Here is a 16,019-nt window from a genome sequence, read left to right as displayed (position 1 = left end):
TTGTTTTTAGCTGTCGCGTCGTTGAGGAACGACGTTCCCATCGGTTTGACCTGATGGAACGTCGTCTGTAGCGTCGGCGCTTAGGGGAAAACAAAAAGACTAGGGGAGTTACCCATATGCTGGACAACGCAATCGCCTCCATCGAGAATCTGCGCGTCGAGTTCCAAACCAAAGACGGGCCTGTGGTGGGCGTCGAGGACGTGTCCTTTAAGGTCAATCCCGGTGAAACGGTATGTATTGTTGGCGAATCCGGATCTGGGAAATCTGTTTCTAGCCTGTCCTTGATGCGCTTGGTTGAGTTTGGCGGCGGCGATATCGCCGATGGACGCTTGTTGTTTGATCGCAAAGATCAGGAGGACGTCGACCTCTCAAAAGCCAGCCAAGATATGATGCGAACGATTCGTGGCAACGAGATTGGCATGATCTTTCAGGAGCCGATGACGGCCCTCAATCCTGTGTTCACAGTGGGCCGTCAGCTCACTGAGGGGCTGCGGTTGCACAAAAAACTATCAAAAGCCGCTGCAGAAGCCCGCGCATTAGAACTTTTACGGGAAGTGCGTATTCCAGAACCAGAGCGCCGTCTGAAGCAATATCCCCATGAGCTGTCTGGCGGTATGCGCCAGCGTGTTGTGATCGCGATGGCCATGGCCTGTGAGCCACGCCTGCTAATTGCAGATGAGCCGACAACCGCCTTGGATGTGACCATTCAGGCAGAAATTCTGGCGCTTATGGACCGTTTGAAACGTGAGACCGGCACTGCGGTGATGTTCATCACCCACGATATGGCGGTTGTAGCGCAGATGGCGGATCGCGTGGTGGTGATGTTCCGCGGCAATAAAGTCGAAGAGGGCACTGTCGAAGAGATCTTTGAGAATCCCACACATGACTACACCAAAGCCCTTCTGGCTGCGGTACCCAAACTGGGTGAGATGACGGGCACAGACGTGCCAAGCCCCATGAAGCTGTTTGGCGACAACACACACAGCACCGATCCGATTCCGGGCACCGACGAAGTGATCCTTGAAGTGAGCAACCTTGTGACACGTTTCCCGGTCAAAGGCGGCTTGATGCGCCGCACTGTGGCCAATGTGCATGCGGTTGAAGATCTGTCCTTTACGGTCAACAAAGGTCAGACATTGTCGCTGGTGGGTGAGTCCGGTTGTGGCAAATCCACTGCGGGGCGCTCTTTGCTGCGCTTGGTAGAGCCAACATCTGGGCAGGTACGCTTTGATGGCCAAGATATCTTGTCTCTTAACCCGCGTGATATGCACAAAGCGCGTCAAGACATGCAGATGATTTTTCAAGATCCCTTTGCATCTTTGAATCCGCAGATGATGTTGCAGGATCAAGTGGCAGAACCGATGCGCAACTATGGCACCCATTCCGGTGACGCATTGCAAAAGCGCGTAGAGATGTTGTTTGACCGCGTGGAGTTGCCTCGCAGCTTCATGAGGCGCTTCCCTCATGAGATGTCAGGTGGCCAACGCCAGCGGATCGCAATCGCCCGCGCGCTGGCACTGAACCCGAAATTGATCGTCTCTGACGAAGCGGTTTCCGCCCTTGATGTTTCGGTGCAGGCACAAGTTTTGAACTTGATGATGGAATTGCAGGCAGAGTTGGGAATTTCTTTTGTGTTCATCAGCCACGATATGGCTGTTGTGGAGCGTGTGAGCCACCACGTTGGGGTGATGTACCTTGGTCGAATCGTTGAAATTGGCCCACGCCGCGCAGTGTTTGAGAACCCACAGCACCCCTACACACAAGCCTTGATGAAAGCGGTGCCAATTGCGGACCCGCGTCGTCGTAAGTCTGAGAAAGACCTTAACTTCAAACCAATCCCGTCGCCGATTCACCCGGCGAATTATGAAGCAGCCCCGTCGGAGTACAAAGAGGTTGGACCCGGCCACAAAGTTCTGATCACCGACAGTGGGTATTGATCTGATGACCGAAAAGCTGAGCCCAAGGGCGATTTTGGACAAATTGGTATCTTTTCCGACGGTTAGTCATGACACCAACTTGCCACTGATTGAATGGGTACAGGCCTATCTTGCAGGCCACGGCATCACCGCGCGTCAGCACCCACATGAAACCGACCCGGCTAAGGCCGCGCTCTTTGCGCATGTGGGGCCTGACATTGAAGGCGCGGTTGTGCTGTCAGGGCATACCGATGTCGTGCCAGTTGCGGGGCAACCATGGTCCACCGATCCGTTCACGGTGGTGGAGAAAGACGGAAAGCTCTTTGGGCGTGGTACCTGCGACATGAAAGGGTTTGACGCTTTGGCCATCTGGGCTTTGGTTGAGGGCCACTACGCTGGGTTATCGCGGCCACTACAGCTGGCTTTGTCTTACGACGAGGAAATCGGCTGCACGGGTGCGGCCCCTTTGATTGTCAGTATGAACAAATATCTGCCAAAAGGATCCGCCGTGATTGTGGGCGAACCCTCGATGATGGGGGCTGTGACCGGCCACAAAGGGGGCACTGGCTTCAAAGTGCATGTGCGTGGCTTTGAGGTGCACAGCTCGCTGATGCACACCGGAGTGAACGCGATCATGTATGGGGCCAAGTTGATTGACTGGGCCAACGAGATGAATATCGAAAACCGAGCCAATGACCCAACCGCGATTGCGGCGACCTTTGAGCCGCCTTGGACAACCGTGCATGTGGGCACGATCGAGGGCGGCACCGCACACAACATCACCGCACTGGATTGCCACTTTGGCCTCGATTTTCGGTTCGTTCCCGGGGAATCACGCGCCGATTGGGTGGCGCGCGCCAAAGCGAAAGCCGCAGACATCGAAGCGGAAATGCAGGCTGTCGTGCCAGAAACCTACATCGACATGCAGGAATTCTTCTCTGTTCCGCCACTGACGCCCGAAGAGGACGGCGCGGCCGAATCCCTCGTGCGTCGCCTGACGGGAGACAACGCCAGCCGCGTGGTCAGCTACGGCACAGAGGGCGGCCATTTTCAGGAAGCAGGGTACTCCACGGTGATCTGCGGCCCAGGCGACATCGCCCAAGCCCATCAACCTGATGAGTTTTTGACGGTGGCTCAGTTCGACGCCGGCCATGACTTTATGCAGAAGTTGCTGGCGGCCTGTACCTAGCACCTTACCAATGGGTATAGAAATTGATCAAAAACTCCGATGAATGAGCGGCGAATGTACGGTTAATACCCTTCAAATTTTAACCAAGACCTCAAAAACCCGCATTTGTTGGGGTTTGAGGGCTTGGCCTGTCACAAACCTGTTGCTAACTTTGCTCCCGTATCGTGTTGCAGGAGCCTCATGCGTCATACTCTACCCATAGCACCGCAGTTTTATGTCACTGCCCCTCAACCCTGTCCGTATCTGGACGGGCGGATGGAGCGTAAACTGTTTACCGCGCTTCAGGGCGACAACGCCACGACGCTCAACGATGCGCTGTCAGGGCAGGGGTTTCGCCGCTCACAAAACGTGCTGTATCGTCCGTCCTGCACCGACTGCAACGCCTGTATGTCGGCCCGCATCGACGTTTCCAAATTCACACTCACCAAAAGCCAGCGTCGCGCTGTGCGCCGCAACACCCATCTGACGCGCAGGGCAACCTCACCTTGGGCGACCGAAGAACAGTACGACCTGTTTCGGAAGTATTTGGGCGCGCGCCACGCGGATGGCGGCATGGCGGATATGGATGTGTTTGAATTTGCTGCGATGATTGAGGAAACGCCGATCCGCAGCCGCGTGGTGGAATACACAGACAAAGACAGTGAGCAGTTGATTGGTGTGTGTCTGACGGACATGCTCGAAGATGGGCTGAGCATGGTTTATTCTTTCTATGAGCCTGAGCACAGCCGCACCTCTCTTGGCACTTACCTTATTCTGGATCACATCGAAATCGCACGTGAAGCTGGCTTGCCCTATGTCTACCTCGGCTATTGGGTGCCGGGCAGCGCTAAGATGAGTTACAAAGCCAAGTTTTCCGGACTTGAGGTGTTTTTTGCCGGTGAGTGGCGCGAGATGCGCAATCCGGAAGAGTTTGCTGAAGAACGCCATCCTCTGTCCACGCCGCCGATTGCCGAACAGGTCGCCAACATCTCCTTACCAGACATGCGCGCCACCAAATTCTAATATGGCCCGTCATTTGCATGCTGTTGCGCTGGTGGTGCCGGACTATGATGTGGCACTGGACTTTTTTGTGGGACAACTTGGCTTTGTTTTGCGCGAAGATCTTCGGTTGTCGGATGAAAAACGTTGGGTGGTGATTGCGCCTGACGCAGATTGTGTTTCCAATATTTTGCTGGCAAAGGCCAAAGGCGGGCGCCAGGAGGCCGCAGTGGGTGATCAATTTGGCGGCCGCGTTGGCTTGTTTCTACATACCGATGCCTTTGACGCAGAGTATGACCGGATGGTTGCGCTGGGCGTGCAGTTTGAGGAAACACCCCGCGTAGAAGACTACGGAAAAGTCGCGGTTTGGAGAGACCCCTTCGGCAACCGTTGGGACCTCTTGCAGCTCACGGCAACGCGCGACAGGTGACGGAAAGTGCCGTTCCAACACACATGGAAAACCCGCTCTTTACGCAGGATGTCTGTGCCATTTGTCCGGAGCGACCTTAGGCTTTGATCGCGGTCAAAACGACCAGTTTAAGGACGTACTTTGTTCGGATAGTTCCCATAGCCTGTTTGCCATATCGCGGTTTAGGGCCACTTTCTCGACAGGCCTTGCATCGATTGGGCCCACCATCTCAAATCGCGTTGGGCCGTGATACATTTCGGGGTGCAGCCCATCTTGTGTCGCACATAAAACTTCCGGCCAAGAGCCTTTTTCGGCGGATTGTGCAAATGGGGACATCAGTTTCCACATGATTTTTGTGGCAAAGCTGGTTTGGCCACCGATCAAATTCGTACGTGACGCGCCGGGATGGCAGACTTGAATCTGCACGGATTTGTTTGCCGCTCGGGCCCGACGTTGTAGCTCGTACGCAAAAACCATTTGCGCCAACTTGCTCTGGGCATAGGCGTTCCAGGCGGAGTACTTCGTATCAAAGTTCAGGTCTTCAAACTGAATTCTCTTCAACCCCATTTTGTAGGCATTGCTGCCGACGACCACAACGCGTCCTGCTGACCGCTCGATCCTGTTAAACAACAGGCCACACAAGAGAAAATGGCCAAAGTGGTTCACACCAATTTGACTTTCAAAACCATCCACGGTGATGGTTTGGTCTGCGACTTGTGCAATGGCTGCGTTGCAGATGAGGGCATCGATGTTGTGCGCTGTCTCCAAAACTTCAGCCGCCGCATCTCTCACGGATTGTAACACCGCCAAATCCATACGCACAAAGCTCACAGGGACAGCTCTGCCAAATTCTTGTTGCAGCTTTTTGATAGCGGCCGCGGACTTCTCAGCGCTTCGGTTCATCATCACCACGCTTGCGTCCTTGGATAGGAGCAGGCGTGTGGCCTCAAAACCTGCACCGGCGTTTGCGCCTGTGATGACATATGTTTTGCCTTTCAGAGAGCCGATTTGATCGGGCGTCCAACCTTTGGCGCCAAACTGTGTCTGTTTCATGCGAGATCTCCTAAGTATGCACGTTCGTTCTGTTCTTGGGTCGAACTGACATCTAGGTCTCAGGAAGGTTCTAAAATAGATGAAATACTCGCAAATACATGCCTATTTGTATCGTTGTGTTTGAGTTGCGACCGCTTGATGATATGATCAACTTATGAGCAAGCAAAGTATCAAGTGCCTTCTTGAGCACGCCCTGTCCCAAGATGGTGTCGTGGAAACTGGTGTGGCGGGCGTACAGTTGTTTCGGGTGAGTGATCCGGTGCGATGCGCTCCGGCTGTGTATGAACCGAGCGTTGTAGCCATTGTCAGCGGTACCAAAGAGGCGATTTTGGACGGCAACAGCTACGTCTATGGCAGTGATCAATACATGTGTTGTTCCATGTCGATGCCTGTGGAAGCAGGAACGCCTGCCGCCTCTTCTGACAACCCGTTGTTGGGCGTGATCGTTTCCCTCGAAACAAAAGTAATGACCGAGTTGGCGATCGAAATGGAAAGCGCGGCGGGTGCCATTCGGCGCCCCCAAAGCGGGCCCCTCCCGCAGGGAATCGCGCTTTCGCAGTGGGACGATGCCTTTACGGAGGCGTTGCTAAGGTTGCTGCAATTGGGCGATAGCGCGACAGATACCGCTGTGCTTGGCGAAGGGCGACTGCGGGAACTCTATTATGCTGTGTTGAAGGGAGAGGCGGGCGCCTCTGCGCGGCGCGCATTTGGCGTTGGCAACGAAATCGCACGCGCCATTGAGTTTCTATCTTCGCACGTCAATGAACCGATCACGATTGAAGACATGGCTGCGCATACCGGGATGAGTCGGGCGGTGTTTCACCGTAAATTTAAACAGGCAACGACCATGTCGCCGATTCAGTTTGTAAAAGCCATGCGCCTCAACAATGCCGCTATGAAGATTGCAGCAGGTATGACGGTCAACGACGCTGCTATCGATGTGGGCTACATCAGCGCGTCGCAGTTCAGCCGAGAGTTTAAACGCATGTACGGCCAATCTCCAAGACAATGGGGGTATGCCAATCAGCCAGCGGGCCCACAGCTGAACTGACAAACGGCCCGGGTCGAATTTCACGTAGCTTCGTTCCGCAAAAATGGCTGTTCTCTATACAAACGCACGCACAAAAAAGACGCGGCGCCCGAAGGCACCGCGTTCACACAATCGGCCAAAGCCGGGATGTGTTTATTCTTCAGCTGCTGCTTCTTCGCCTTCAGCGGCTTCGCTGTCCTCATCATCACCAGCAGACCGCAGGCCAGACGGCGCGGAGAGGTTGGCAATCACAAAGTCACGATCGATGGTTGGCTTTGCACCTTCAGGCAGATCGATCTGGCTGATGGTGATGGTGTCGCCGATGTCTTTACCGGTCAGATCCACAACCAGACGCTCAGGAATGTCACCTGCGGTCACGTTCAGCTCAACTTCAGGGCGCACGATGGTCAGCACGCCGCCTTTTTTGATGCCGGGTGCCTCGTCTTCGTTCTCAAAATCAACGTGGATGAACAGGCTGATTTTGGATGTGCGACGCAGGCGCAGCAAGTCGATGTGGGTAGGCAGATCTTTGATGATGTCGCGCTGAACGCCACGGCAGATCACACGTACATCTTCCTGGCCTTCAACTTTCAGGTTGAAAAGGGTCGACAGGAAGCGGCCGTCTTTCAGCTTCTTCAGCAGAACGTTGAAAGGGATTTGGATCGACACTGGGTCGGCGTCGCCACCGTAAACAACACCAGGTACGTATCCGTCGCGACGCGCTTGACGAGCGGCGCCCTTGCCTGTCCCCGTGCGTGCTTCGGCAATAAGATCAGGAATTTGACCAGCCATTTTGAATTCTCCATATGCATAGGCGGGGATCCTCCAAGGCTGTATCCCCGCGTGAAGCCGCGCCTATAGCGCGATTTGGTAAGAAAGCAAAGGGAATTCGCACCTATTGGCTGCGAAAATCGCGCAAAACTCCATCTGCCTGCATGACCCTGTCATAAAGCGCAAAATCAGCAGGGCGGGCGGCCCGAAAAGCGGCCTCAACCTCTGGAGACAAAACCGCGTCCACCGCCGGGGAAACGTTCTTCCAGCGCGGCTTGATGTCCTCCTCAAAACGATTGGACAAAAAGGCCTGCAATAGATCCTGACGTTCATAAGCAAAGAGATGATGCAGCGGTACAACGCCAACACCCAGAGACAAAAACGATGCTTGTGAGCCTATGCCTGCGGGCTTGGAGGGGGCCTCACTTATGGCATCCAGAATATAGTCGTCAAAGCTGATACCGCCGTGACAGGCAGGGTTGGTCAATTCCATCCGGGCCGGACTGCGGTACCTGTACCAGCTGCGGGCGTGATCGACAGGGTCGCGCATCACCGCCATACGCTCTGGGATCACCCCATATGTCTTTTTAAGAAAAGGAGCGAGCTTGGCGTGATACTTGCCCACCGTCATATGTTTCACGCTTTTGGAGAACACGACGTCCGCCTTGCGACGCAAAGTGGTCTCGTAGGCGGTGGACCCAGTTTTCGGAACCGCCAAAAACGCGAGATTCTGCTTAAAAAAGACCAACATATGCCTGATACCTTTTGCCCGGCCTGTTTATGGCGTGCCGGGCAAGAGCTTGTCAAAGTGAATTGGCTACGGGTCAGGTTTGCCAGTGCCCTTCGAAGTTTTCTGGCACCATAAGAACGTCCCGGTCCAGTTCCGCAACGGTGCGGCGTCCGCACAAGGCCATCGAAATATCCAGCTCTTTGTGGATCACTTCCAATGCTTTGGTGACGCCTGCTTCGCCCATTGCGCCAAGGCCATAAACAAACGCACGCCCGATGTAGGTGCCCGTTGCCCCCATTGCGATGGCTTTCAGTACGTCTTGCCCTGACCGTATGCCACTGTCCAAATGCACTTCGACCTGATCCCCGACCGCCTCTAGGATGGAAGGCAAGGCCCGGATGGAGCTCTGTGCGCCGTCCAGCTGGCGTCCGCCATGATTGGACACAATGATGGCATCCGCGCCGACCTTCAGCGCCATGCGTGCGTCATCGGAGTCCAAAATCCCCTTCAGGATTACCTTTCCGCCCCATTGTTCTTTGATCTTGGCAATTTTGTCCCAATCCAGACTCGGATCAAAGCTTTGAGCGGTCCATGCGCCCAAGTCTGCGGTGTCGGTCACGCCTGAGACATGGCCAACAATGTTGCCAAAGTTGCGCCGTTTGGCGCCGAGCATTCCGATGCCCCAACGCCATTTGGTCATCAGGTTGGCAATCGTCGATGGTGTGAGTTTGGGCGGGGCGGACAGGCCGTTTTTAAGGTCCTTATGCCGCTGGCCCAGAATTTGCAGGTCCAATGTGATCACCAAAGCCGAACAATTGGCGTCTTTGGCACGCTGGATCAGCCGGTCGACAAAATCTTGGTCTGTCATCGTATACAGCTGAAACCAGAAGGGTTTGGTGGTGGCCTCGGCGACCTCTTCAATGGAGTTGATTGACATGGTCGAGAGCGTGAAGGGCACACCAAACGCTTCCGCCGCACGCGCCGCTTTGATCTCGCCATCTGCACATTGCATACCGGTCAGACCAACTGGAGCCAGTGCCACGGGCATCGCCACGTCCTCACCAATCATCTGGCTTGCGGTGGAGCGGCCGGTCATGTCGACAGCCACACGTTGACGCAGGTAAATCTCCTCGAAATCAGAGGTGTTTTCGCGGAACGTCTTTTCTGTCCAGCTGCCGGATTCTGCATAGTCATAGAACATGCGCGGTGCGCGCTTTTTATGAAGACGCTTCAGGTCCTCGATACAGGTGATGACAGCCATGGCTTCACGGAACTCCTCATTTTGGTAAGGCTTCCTTACCAATGATGGCAAATTGGCGCAAACGATTTGTGTGGTTAAGGCATTGTTTATCCTTTGTGCCTATTCTGTTCCTATTGTGATTGTTATTAGTACTGCGAGGTTCGCATGAAGGGCGTTGTTTTTGTCGAATTGGTCCGCATGGCCGAATCCGTAATGGGTGAGGATGCTGTTGATGAAATTTTGGATTCAGCTGATTTGGAAAGTGACGGCGCCTTTAGCTCCGTGGGAAACTACCCGTGTTCCGAATTGCTCACGCTTGTTGATGCCATCGGGGAACGATTGAACGCGCCGGTTGAGGCGCTTCATGAAAAATTTGGCAATTGGATGTTTGGCCGCTTTGTTGAGGGCTACCCCATCTTTTTTGAAGGCAAGACTGACGGCTTTGGCATGCTTGAGTCCATTGAAAACGAAGTGCATGTCGAAGTGCGCAAACTCTATCCCGATGTGGAACTGCCCACTTTCGCCACGGAGCGGATCGGCACAGATACGTTGAAAATGGTCTATTCAAGTGAGCGACCACTTCATCACTTTTGCCGAGGCATGGTTGAGTCCTGTATGGCGCATTTTGAACAAGAGTTCACGTTGCAGATGACTGAACGACCTGATGACACGCGGTTTTGTGCAGAGTTTCTCATTACAAAGGCCGCTTAATGTTTCTTGGCCAGCAAATTGCGCCGTCAACCGGGGAGGTCTCCCGACGGCGGTATGCACGGGAACGGAAAGCCCGGGAGGAAGCCGAGAGCCTGCTTGAGGCTAAGAGCCGTGAACTTTTTGAGTCCAACCAACGCTTGCAGAGGCTCCTTGGATCCCTTGAGACCGCTGTCAAAGAGCGCACCAAGGAGCTCGAAGAGGCACGTTCCGCGGCAGAAGCTGCAAACGAGGCCAAGTCGATCTTTCTGGCGTCAATCAGCCATGAAATCCGAACGCCGCTGAACGGCATCTTGGGGATGGCACAGGCATTGGAAGACAGTGGTTTGTTGCGCGAGCAGCGCAAGCTGGTGGAGTTGCTCAGAGACAGCGGCAACCTGTTGCTGTCGTTGATCAATGATGTGTTAGATCTGTCCAAAATCGAAGCGGGCAAGCTTGATTTTGAGTATATTCCCTATGCGCTGACCGATCTGGTAGAGAGTATGCAGCAGCAATTTGGATTTCGTGCCCGCGAAAAGGGGCTCGATTTTGAGGTGCATTTCTCAGACAGGGCGAAATCTGTTGTTCGGACTGACCCTGTCCGGCTTCAGCAGGTGGTGGGCAATTTGCTGTCCAACGCAATCAAATTCACCACGTCTGGCTGTGTCCGGCTGAAAGTTGATTTGCTGCCGCGATCAGATGGGAGAGCCAGAGTTGTCTTGACGGTGTCAGACACCGGCCCTGGCATTCCCAAAGAGCAACAGGCGCACTTGTTTCAGCGCTTCAGTCAAGCCAACAGCAGCATCACCCGCCAACACGGTGGCACAGGTCTGGGGTTGGCGATCTCGCGCCAAATCTGTGAGTTGCAAGGGGGCACGGTGACCTTGCGAAGTGATGTCGGACAAGGCGCTGCATTTGCGGCCAGTCTGACTGTGGATGTGCTCGCCGACAAAGATACGACGCTGCAGGCTGATGCCGTTGGCACCACGCAGCCTTCTCTCAAAGGGCTCAAAGTGCTGGCTGCGGAGGACAATAAAACAAATCAAATTGTCCTGCGTCACATGCTGAAGAAATTTGATCTGTCCTTGACCATTGTGAGTGATGGCGCGGAAGCGGTGCAAGAATGGGAGAAAGGCGAATTCGACCTCATCTTGATGGACATCAATATGCCGGGCATGGATGGCATAGAAGCGACGCGTCAAATCCGGCAGTGCGAATACCGGAACATGAGCGATCCCATTCCGATTTTGGCGGTCAGCGCCAACGCCATGGTCCATCAAGTTGCCGGCTATATGAGCGAAGGTATGAGTGGCCATGTGCCCAAGCCCATCAGCCGCGACACGCTCGCGACAGCCATGCAATCTGCCTTGAGAACCAGAGGGGTGCTGCCCTAAACGCCCCTCAATTTTGCTTGGGGCGCGGCTCAATGCTCCGAAGGGTGCGATCAGGCCCTGTGCGCGCCGTCCGACAAGGTCTTCACAAAAGCGAGCACCTCATCCACAGATTTACCGGCACCAATCTGGCCAACGATCGCAGAGCCCACCACCGCGCCGTCTGCCACAGATGCGATGTTCTGCGCTTTTTCTGGCGTGTTGATGCCAAAGCCCACGATGACCGGTAGATCGGTGCTGGCTTTGATGCGCTCCACTTCCGGACCCACATCTGTCGCTTCGGCCTCAGCCGCGCCGGTGATGCCGGTGATGGAAACATAATAGACAAAGCCGGAAGTGTTCTGCAGAACAGTAGGCAGGCGCTTGTCGTCAGTGGTGGGGGTGGCAAGACGGATAAAGTTCAAACCCGCTGCCTGCGCTGGAATGCACAGCTCGCTGTCTTCTTCAGGTGGCAGGTCCACCACAATCAAGCCGTCAATGCCAGCGGTCTGAGCGTCGATCAGAAACTTATCAACACCGCGCGAATAGATCGGGTTGTAGTAGCCCATAAGCACAATTGGTGTGGTGGTGTCGACGCGGCGAAACTCTGTGGCAAGATCAAGCGTGTCCTCCAAAGTCATGCCTTTGTCGAGCGCACGCTGACCTGCCAGCTGAATGGTGGGCCCATCTGCCATCGGATCGGTGAAAGGCAATCCCAACTCGATGATGTCCACACCAGCTGCGGGCAAACCTTTTACAATCTCAAGCGAGGTGTCGTAGTCGGGATCTCCGGCCATCACATAGGCAACAAAGGCTTTTTTACCTGCGGCGTTGAGTTCGGCGAATTTGGCGTCGATACGGGTCATCGGCGGGTCCTTGTACTTTGATCCCTTTCATGTGCCGGAAGGCGCTGGGGAAATCAATCCCACGCGGCGCTGTGAAGTGGATCCCCTCAAAAATTGTAGTGGTAGCGCAAGGCCAATGTGTTCACACCCGGGTTGCGCGTAGAAATGCCCGCATTTGATTTGTGATCAAACGCGAGAGAAATCGCGGAGGTCTCCGTCACCCGGAATCCCAAGCCCAGAAGGCTTCGAAACTCCAATGTGTTGCCAAGATCGTTTAGAGGGTTCCCCTCCAAATATACGCCCGGCATAAAGCTGAGCTCTGCAAACCAGCGATCCGTAAAATCATAAAGGTTGGTGATCCCCACCCCCACAAACGTGTTGTCTTCATCATCAAAAGACGCAATGGCGGAGAGCGAAACCGAAAGCCGCCCGACCTCTCGAAAGGGTTTGCCAACGTATTCAATGCTGAAGGATTGCGCATCAAGCGCACTGCCTTCTGAAAAATCTGAATACCCAATGCCAAAGATAAGCTGTTGCGCAGAGATCGGTGTGCAAAACAAGGTCAGCGAAATAAGTGTGGCCAGAAACTTCATGTCGTGATGGTCCAAAGTAGCGATGTTGAGGCTGCAGGATTTGGGGGCAGAAAGAAGTATTAAAACCCCTCTGGTTTGGTGAATTACGCCTTCGTGATCGAGGATGCTGTTTTCGTGATGTGTTGACTTACGAAGAGGGTCAGTTTGCGCTGCTAAGCCGATGTCGTGCCCGGCTTGGCGGTTGCCTCAGAGCCCTTTGGGGGTCTTCTTCCATTGGGGAATAAGGCCTATGAACCAAACACACTGCTTGCACCGCGATCCAACTCTGCCTATGAGCGGCACAAACATCTGACAGGAGTCCGGACATGGGTTTCAAAATGGGTATTGTTGGTTTGCCAAACGTCGGCAAATCCACGCTCTTCAATGCGTTGACCAAAACAGCTGCCGCTCAGGCGGCAAACTTCCCGTTCTGCACCATCGAGCCCAACGTGGGTGAGGTTGGTGTGCCAGACGCACGTCTGGACAAGCTGGCTGCAATTGCACAGTCCAAACAGATCATTCCGACCCGTATGACCTTTGTGGACATCGCGGGTCTTGTGAAGGGCGCCTCTCAGGGCGAGGGCTTGGGCAACCAGTTTTTGGCCAACATTCGCGAAACCGATGCGATTGCCCATGTGCTGCGCTGCTTTGAAGATGGCGATGTAACCCACGTAGATGGCCGCGTTGATCCTGTGGCAGATGCGGAAACCATTGAGACGGAACTGATGCTTGCAGATATCGACAGCATCGAGAAGCGTCTTCAGGGTTTGGTCCGCAAAGTCCGCGGCGGCGACAAAGAAGCAGTCCAGCAGGAGCGTCTGCTCAAAGAGGCGCTGGCCGTGTTGGAAGACGGCAAGCCTGCACGTGTGGTTGAGGTTGATGAAGACGACAGCAAAGCTTGGAAAATGTTGCAGCTGCTGAGTACCAAGCCCGTCTTGTATGTGTGCAACGTTGGCGAAGCTGAGTCTGCTGATGGCAATGCGCATTCTGCAAAGGTTGCCGAAATGGCGGCGGCTCAGGGCAACAGCCATGTGATTATCTCTGCGCAGATCGAAGAAGAGATCAGTCAGCTAGAAGATGACGAAGCGATCATGTTCTTAGAGGAAATGGGTTTGGAAGAGGCCGGTCTCGATCGCCTGATCCGTGCAGGCTACGAGTTGCTGCATTTGGAAACCTATTTCACCGTTGGCCCAAAAGAGGCGCGGGCTTGGACAATCCGTCAGGGCACCATGGCGCCGCAAGCGGCGGGTGTGATCCATGGAGACTTTGAAAAGGGCTTCATTCGGGCCGAAACCATTGCCTATGAGGACTATATCGCCTGCAATGGCGAAAGTGGCGCCAAAGAAGCGGGCAAGATGCGTGCAGAAGGCAAAGGCTATGAAGTGCAAGATGGCGATGTCATGCACTTTCTGTTCAACACATAGTCCCCGTTTGATTTCAGAAAATCGAAAAGCGCCTGACAGTTTACCTGTTGGGCGTTTTTTGTTGTCTGCCAACGACATGTCCCAAATAAATGTATCGGCGGAAATGAGCGCACTCATTGGTTGTGATCAAGAAATGACTCTCTTCTAGGTCATATGCCCCAAAAACACGCACAGTTGAGGTGGGTTGCCCGGAATTTTGCCCAAAAAAGTCGCTTACTGCGCCATATCCGCCCAAAAAATAGCCGAATGCACGAATTCTTAATCCTTTTCCGTGCGTGAGTTTGCTTCTGAGCAAGGCATGTCAAAGGGTTGGAGCGCCTACCACGGGACGGGATGTCTGGGAAACCGGTGGGTGTGTGACGACCGACGAATTGGACCTCGAAACGGCCGCCACACGATTTGCAACATGAAGTTGCGGGTTTAGGTAATGGAACCTCGCGTCTGGGCGCAAGCGTTTCTATGGCCTCCCCGCCAGGAGAAAAGAATGACCTTTCTGAAATCCACGCTCGCAGGATCTTTGGTTTTTGCCTCGCTCGCCGGCGCTGCCATGGCTGACGACGACACCATTAAAGTTGGCGTGCTGCACTCGCTGTCCGGCACAATGGCCATCTCTGAGACCACGCTGAAAGACACCATGCTGATGCTCATCGATCAGCAGAACGCCAAAGGTGGTCTGCTGGGCAAACAACTGGAAGCGGTTGTTGTTGATCCAGCGTCTGACTGGCCCCTGTTTGCTGAGAAAGCACGTGAGCTTCTGACCGTACACGAAGTTGACGTGATCTTCGGCAACTGGACATCTGTGTCCCGTAAGTCCGTGCTGCCAGTGATCGAAGAACTGAACGGCCTGCTGTTCTACCCTGTTCAGTACGAAGGTGAAGAAAGCTCCAAGAACGTATTCTACACCGGTGCGGCGCCGAACCAACAAGCGATCCCAGCGACTGACTATTTCTTGGACGAACTGGGTGTCGAGAAATTCGCTCTGTTGGGCACCGACTATGTGTACCCACGGACCACCAACAACATCCTTGAGTCCTACCTGAAGGGCAAAGGCATCGCGGACGAAGATATCTTCGTAAACTACACGCCATTTGGACACTCTGACTGGTCCAAGATCGTAGCAGACGTTGTTGCACTCGGCGCTGACGGCAAAAAAGTTGGTGTGATCTCCACAATCAACGGTGACGCAAACATCGGCTTCTACAAAGAGCTGGCCGCGGCTGGCATTTCTGCAGACGACATTCCAGTTGTGGCATTCTCGGTGGGCGAAGAAGAGCTTGCTGGTCTGGACACATCCAACCTCGTTGGCCACTTGGCTGCTTGGAACTACTTCCAGTCTGCAGATGCTGACGTGAACGCAGAGTTTGTGGAAACATGGAAAGCCACCATGGGCGACGAGCGCGTGACCAACGATCCAATGGAAGCCCACTTCATCGGCTTCAACATGTGGGTGAACGCGGCAACCGAAGCAGGCTCTACTGAAGTTGATGCGGTTCGCGCAGAAATGTATGGTCAGGAGTATCCAAACTTGACCGGTGGTACCGCTGTCATGCTGCCAAACCACCACTTGGCGAAGCCGGTTCTGATCGGCGAGATCCAGGCCGACGGTCAGTTTGATATCATCTCCCAGACCACCGAAGTTCCCGGCGATGCATGGACAGACTTCCTGCCAGAATCTGCTGTTCTGATGTCGGATTGGAAAGACTTGGATTGTGGTATGTACAACACCGAAACCAAAACCTGCGTACAGACTCTGTCAAACTACTAATTCTTAGTAGAGACCATTTTGGGGGCCGCTTCATAGGCGG

General features: G+C 54.2%; 15 protein-coding genes. 9 read left to right on the top strand and 6 right to left on the bottom strand.

Annotation, left to right across the window (positions count from 1 at the left end):
- Positions 1-116: 116 nt before the first annotated feature.
- The 4 genes from ABWV47_RS12970 to ABWV47_RS12955 all read left to right on the top strand — a co-directional run bounded on the left by ABWV47_RS12970 (position 117) and on the right by ABWV47_RS12955 (position 4,513).
- Positions 117-1,937, top strand: coding sequence for an ABC transporter ATP-binding protein (locus tag ABWV47_RS12970; protein WP_353312459.1), 1,821 nt, complete (start codon positions 117-119; stop codon positions 1,935-1,937).
- 4 nt (positions 1,938-1,941) lie between these two features.
- A complete protein-coding gene (gene argE / locus ABWV47_RS12965) occupies positions 1,942-3,105 on the top strand; it encodes an acetylornithine deacetylase (RefSeq protein ID WP_353313868.1) in 1,164 nt (387 codons plus the stop codon).
- Between the two features lie 180 nt (positions 3,106-3,285).
- A complete protein-coding gene (locus ABWV47_RS12960; protein ID WP_353312457.1) occupies positions 3,286-4,107 on the top strand; it encodes an arginyltransferase in 822 nt (273 codons plus the stop codon).
- A 1-nt stretch (position 4,108) separates the two neighbouring features.
- Positions 4,109-4,513, top strand: a complete 405-nt coding sequence (locus tag ABWV47_RS12955) for a VOC family protein (RefSeq protein ID WP_353312455.1) — start codon at positions 4,109-4,111, stop codon at positions 4,511-4,513.
- A gap of 93 nt (positions 4,514-4,606) precedes the next feature.
- Here the strand turns inward: ABWV47_RS12955 and ABWV47_RS12950 are convergent, their stop codons facing one another.
- Positions 4,607-5,545 carry an SDR family oxidoreductase gene (locus tag ABWV47_RS12950; protein ID WP_353312453.1) on the bottom strand — a complete coding sequence of 313 codons (939 nt, stop codon included), beginning with the start codon at positions 5,543-5,545 and terminating at the stop codon, positions 4,607-4,609.
- Positions 5,546-5,699: 154 nt separating this feature from the next.
- Here ABWV47_RS12950 and ABWV47_RS12945 point away from each other — a divergent pair, with 154 nt between their 5' ends.
- The gene (locus ABWV47_RS12945; RefSeq protein WP_353312451.1) at positions 5,700-6,596 is read left to right on the top strand and encodes an AraC family transcriptional regulator; all 897 of its coding nucleotides are present in this window, start codon (positions 5,700-5,702) and stop codon (positions 6,594-6,596) included.
- A 132-nt stretch (positions 6,597-6,728) separates the two neighbouring features.
- Here ABWV47_RS12945 and ABWV47_RS12940 read toward each other — a convergent pair whose 3' ends face one another.
- From ABWV47_RS12940 to ABWV47_RS12930, 3 genes are all read right to left on the bottom strand, one after another.
- A complete protein-coding gene (locus ABWV47_RS12940; RefSeq protein ID WP_353312449.1) occupies positions 6,729-7,367 on the bottom strand; it encodes a 50S ribosomal protein L25/general stress protein Ctc in 639 nt (212 codons plus the stop codon).
- Between the two features lie 103 nt (positions 7,368-7,470).
- Positions 7,471-8,097 (bottom strand): hypothetical protein, encoded by a 627-nt coding sequence (locus ABWV47_RS12935; RefSeq protein WP_353312447.1) that lies wholly within the window; start codon positions 8,095-8,097, stop codon positions 7,471-7,473.
- Positions 8,098-8,170: 73 nt separating this feature from the next.
- Entirely contained in the window at positions 8,171-9,337 is a 1,167-nt protein-coding gene (locus tag ABWV47_RS12930; protein WP_353312445.1) for an alpha-hydroxy acid oxidase, read from the bottom strand.
- Between the two features lie 144 nt (positions 9,338-9,481).
- Here ABWV47_RS12930 and ABWV47_RS12925 point away from each other — a divergent pair, with 144 nt between their 5' ends.
- Together ABWV47_RS12925 and ABWV47_RS12920 are read left to right on the top strand one after the other, a co-directional pair.
- Positions 9,482-10,027 (top strand): heme NO-binding domain-containing protein, encoded by a 546-nt coding sequence (locus ABWV47_RS12925; RefSeq protein WP_353312444.1) that lies wholly within the window; start codon positions 9,482-9,484, stop codon positions 10,025-10,027.
- On the top strand, positions 10,027-11,397 hold the full coding sequence (locus ABWV47_RS12920) for an ATP-binding protein (RefSeq protein ID WP_353312442.1): 1,371 nt from the start codon (positions 10,027-10,029) through the stop codon (positions 11,395-11,397). The genes ABWV47_RS12925 and ABWV47_RS12920 overlap by 1 nt, the downstream gene beginning before the upstream one ends.
- A 50-nt stretch (positions 11,398-11,447) precedes the next feature.
- Here ABWV47_RS12920 and trpA read toward each other — a convergent pair whose 3' ends face one another.
- Both trpA and ABWV47_RS12910 read right to left on the bottom strand, forming a co-directional pair.
- Positions 11,448-12,239, bottom strand: coding sequence for a tryptophan synthase subunit alpha (gene trpA, locus ABWV47_RS12915; RefSeq protein ID WP_353312440.1), 792 nt, complete (start codon positions 12,237-12,239; stop codon positions 11,448-11,450).
- A gap of 86 nt (positions 12,240-12,325) precedes the next feature.
- Positions 12,326-12,811 carry an acyloxyacyl hydrolase gene (locus ABWV47_RS12910; RefSeq protein WP_353312438.1) on the bottom strand — a complete coding sequence of 162 codons (486 nt, stop codon included), beginning with the start codon at positions 12,809-12,811 and terminating at the stop codon, positions 12,326-12,328.
- A gap of 305 nt (positions 12,812-13,116) precedes the next feature.
- Here ABWV47_RS12910 and ychF point away from each other — a divergent pair, with 305 nt between their 5' ends.
- Together ychF and urtA are read left to right on the top strand one after the other, a co-directional pair.
- Complete coding sequence (ychF, locus tag ABWV47_RS12905; protein ID WP_353312436.1) at positions 13,117-14,214, top strand: redox-regulated ATPase YchF; 1,098 nt, start codon at positions 13,117-13,119, stop codon at positions 14,212-14,214.
- Between the two features lie 484 nt (positions 14,215-14,698).
- Positions 14,699-15,979, top strand: coding sequence for an urea ABC transporter substrate-binding protein (urtA, locus tag ABWV47_RS12900; RefSeq protein WP_353312434.1), 1,281 nt, complete (start codon positions 14,699-14,701; stop codon positions 15,977-15,979).
- Positions 15,980-16,019 lie beyond the last annotated feature (40 nt).

The organism is Shimia sp. NS0008-38b (assembly GCF_040370365.1).
Lineage (GTDB): Bacteria > Pseudomonadota > Alphaproteobacteria > Rhodobacterales > Rhodobacteraceae > Shimia.
The sequence above is the reverse complement of the archived record's forward strand: the minus strand, read 5'-3'. Positions and strand labels throughout refer to the sequence as shown.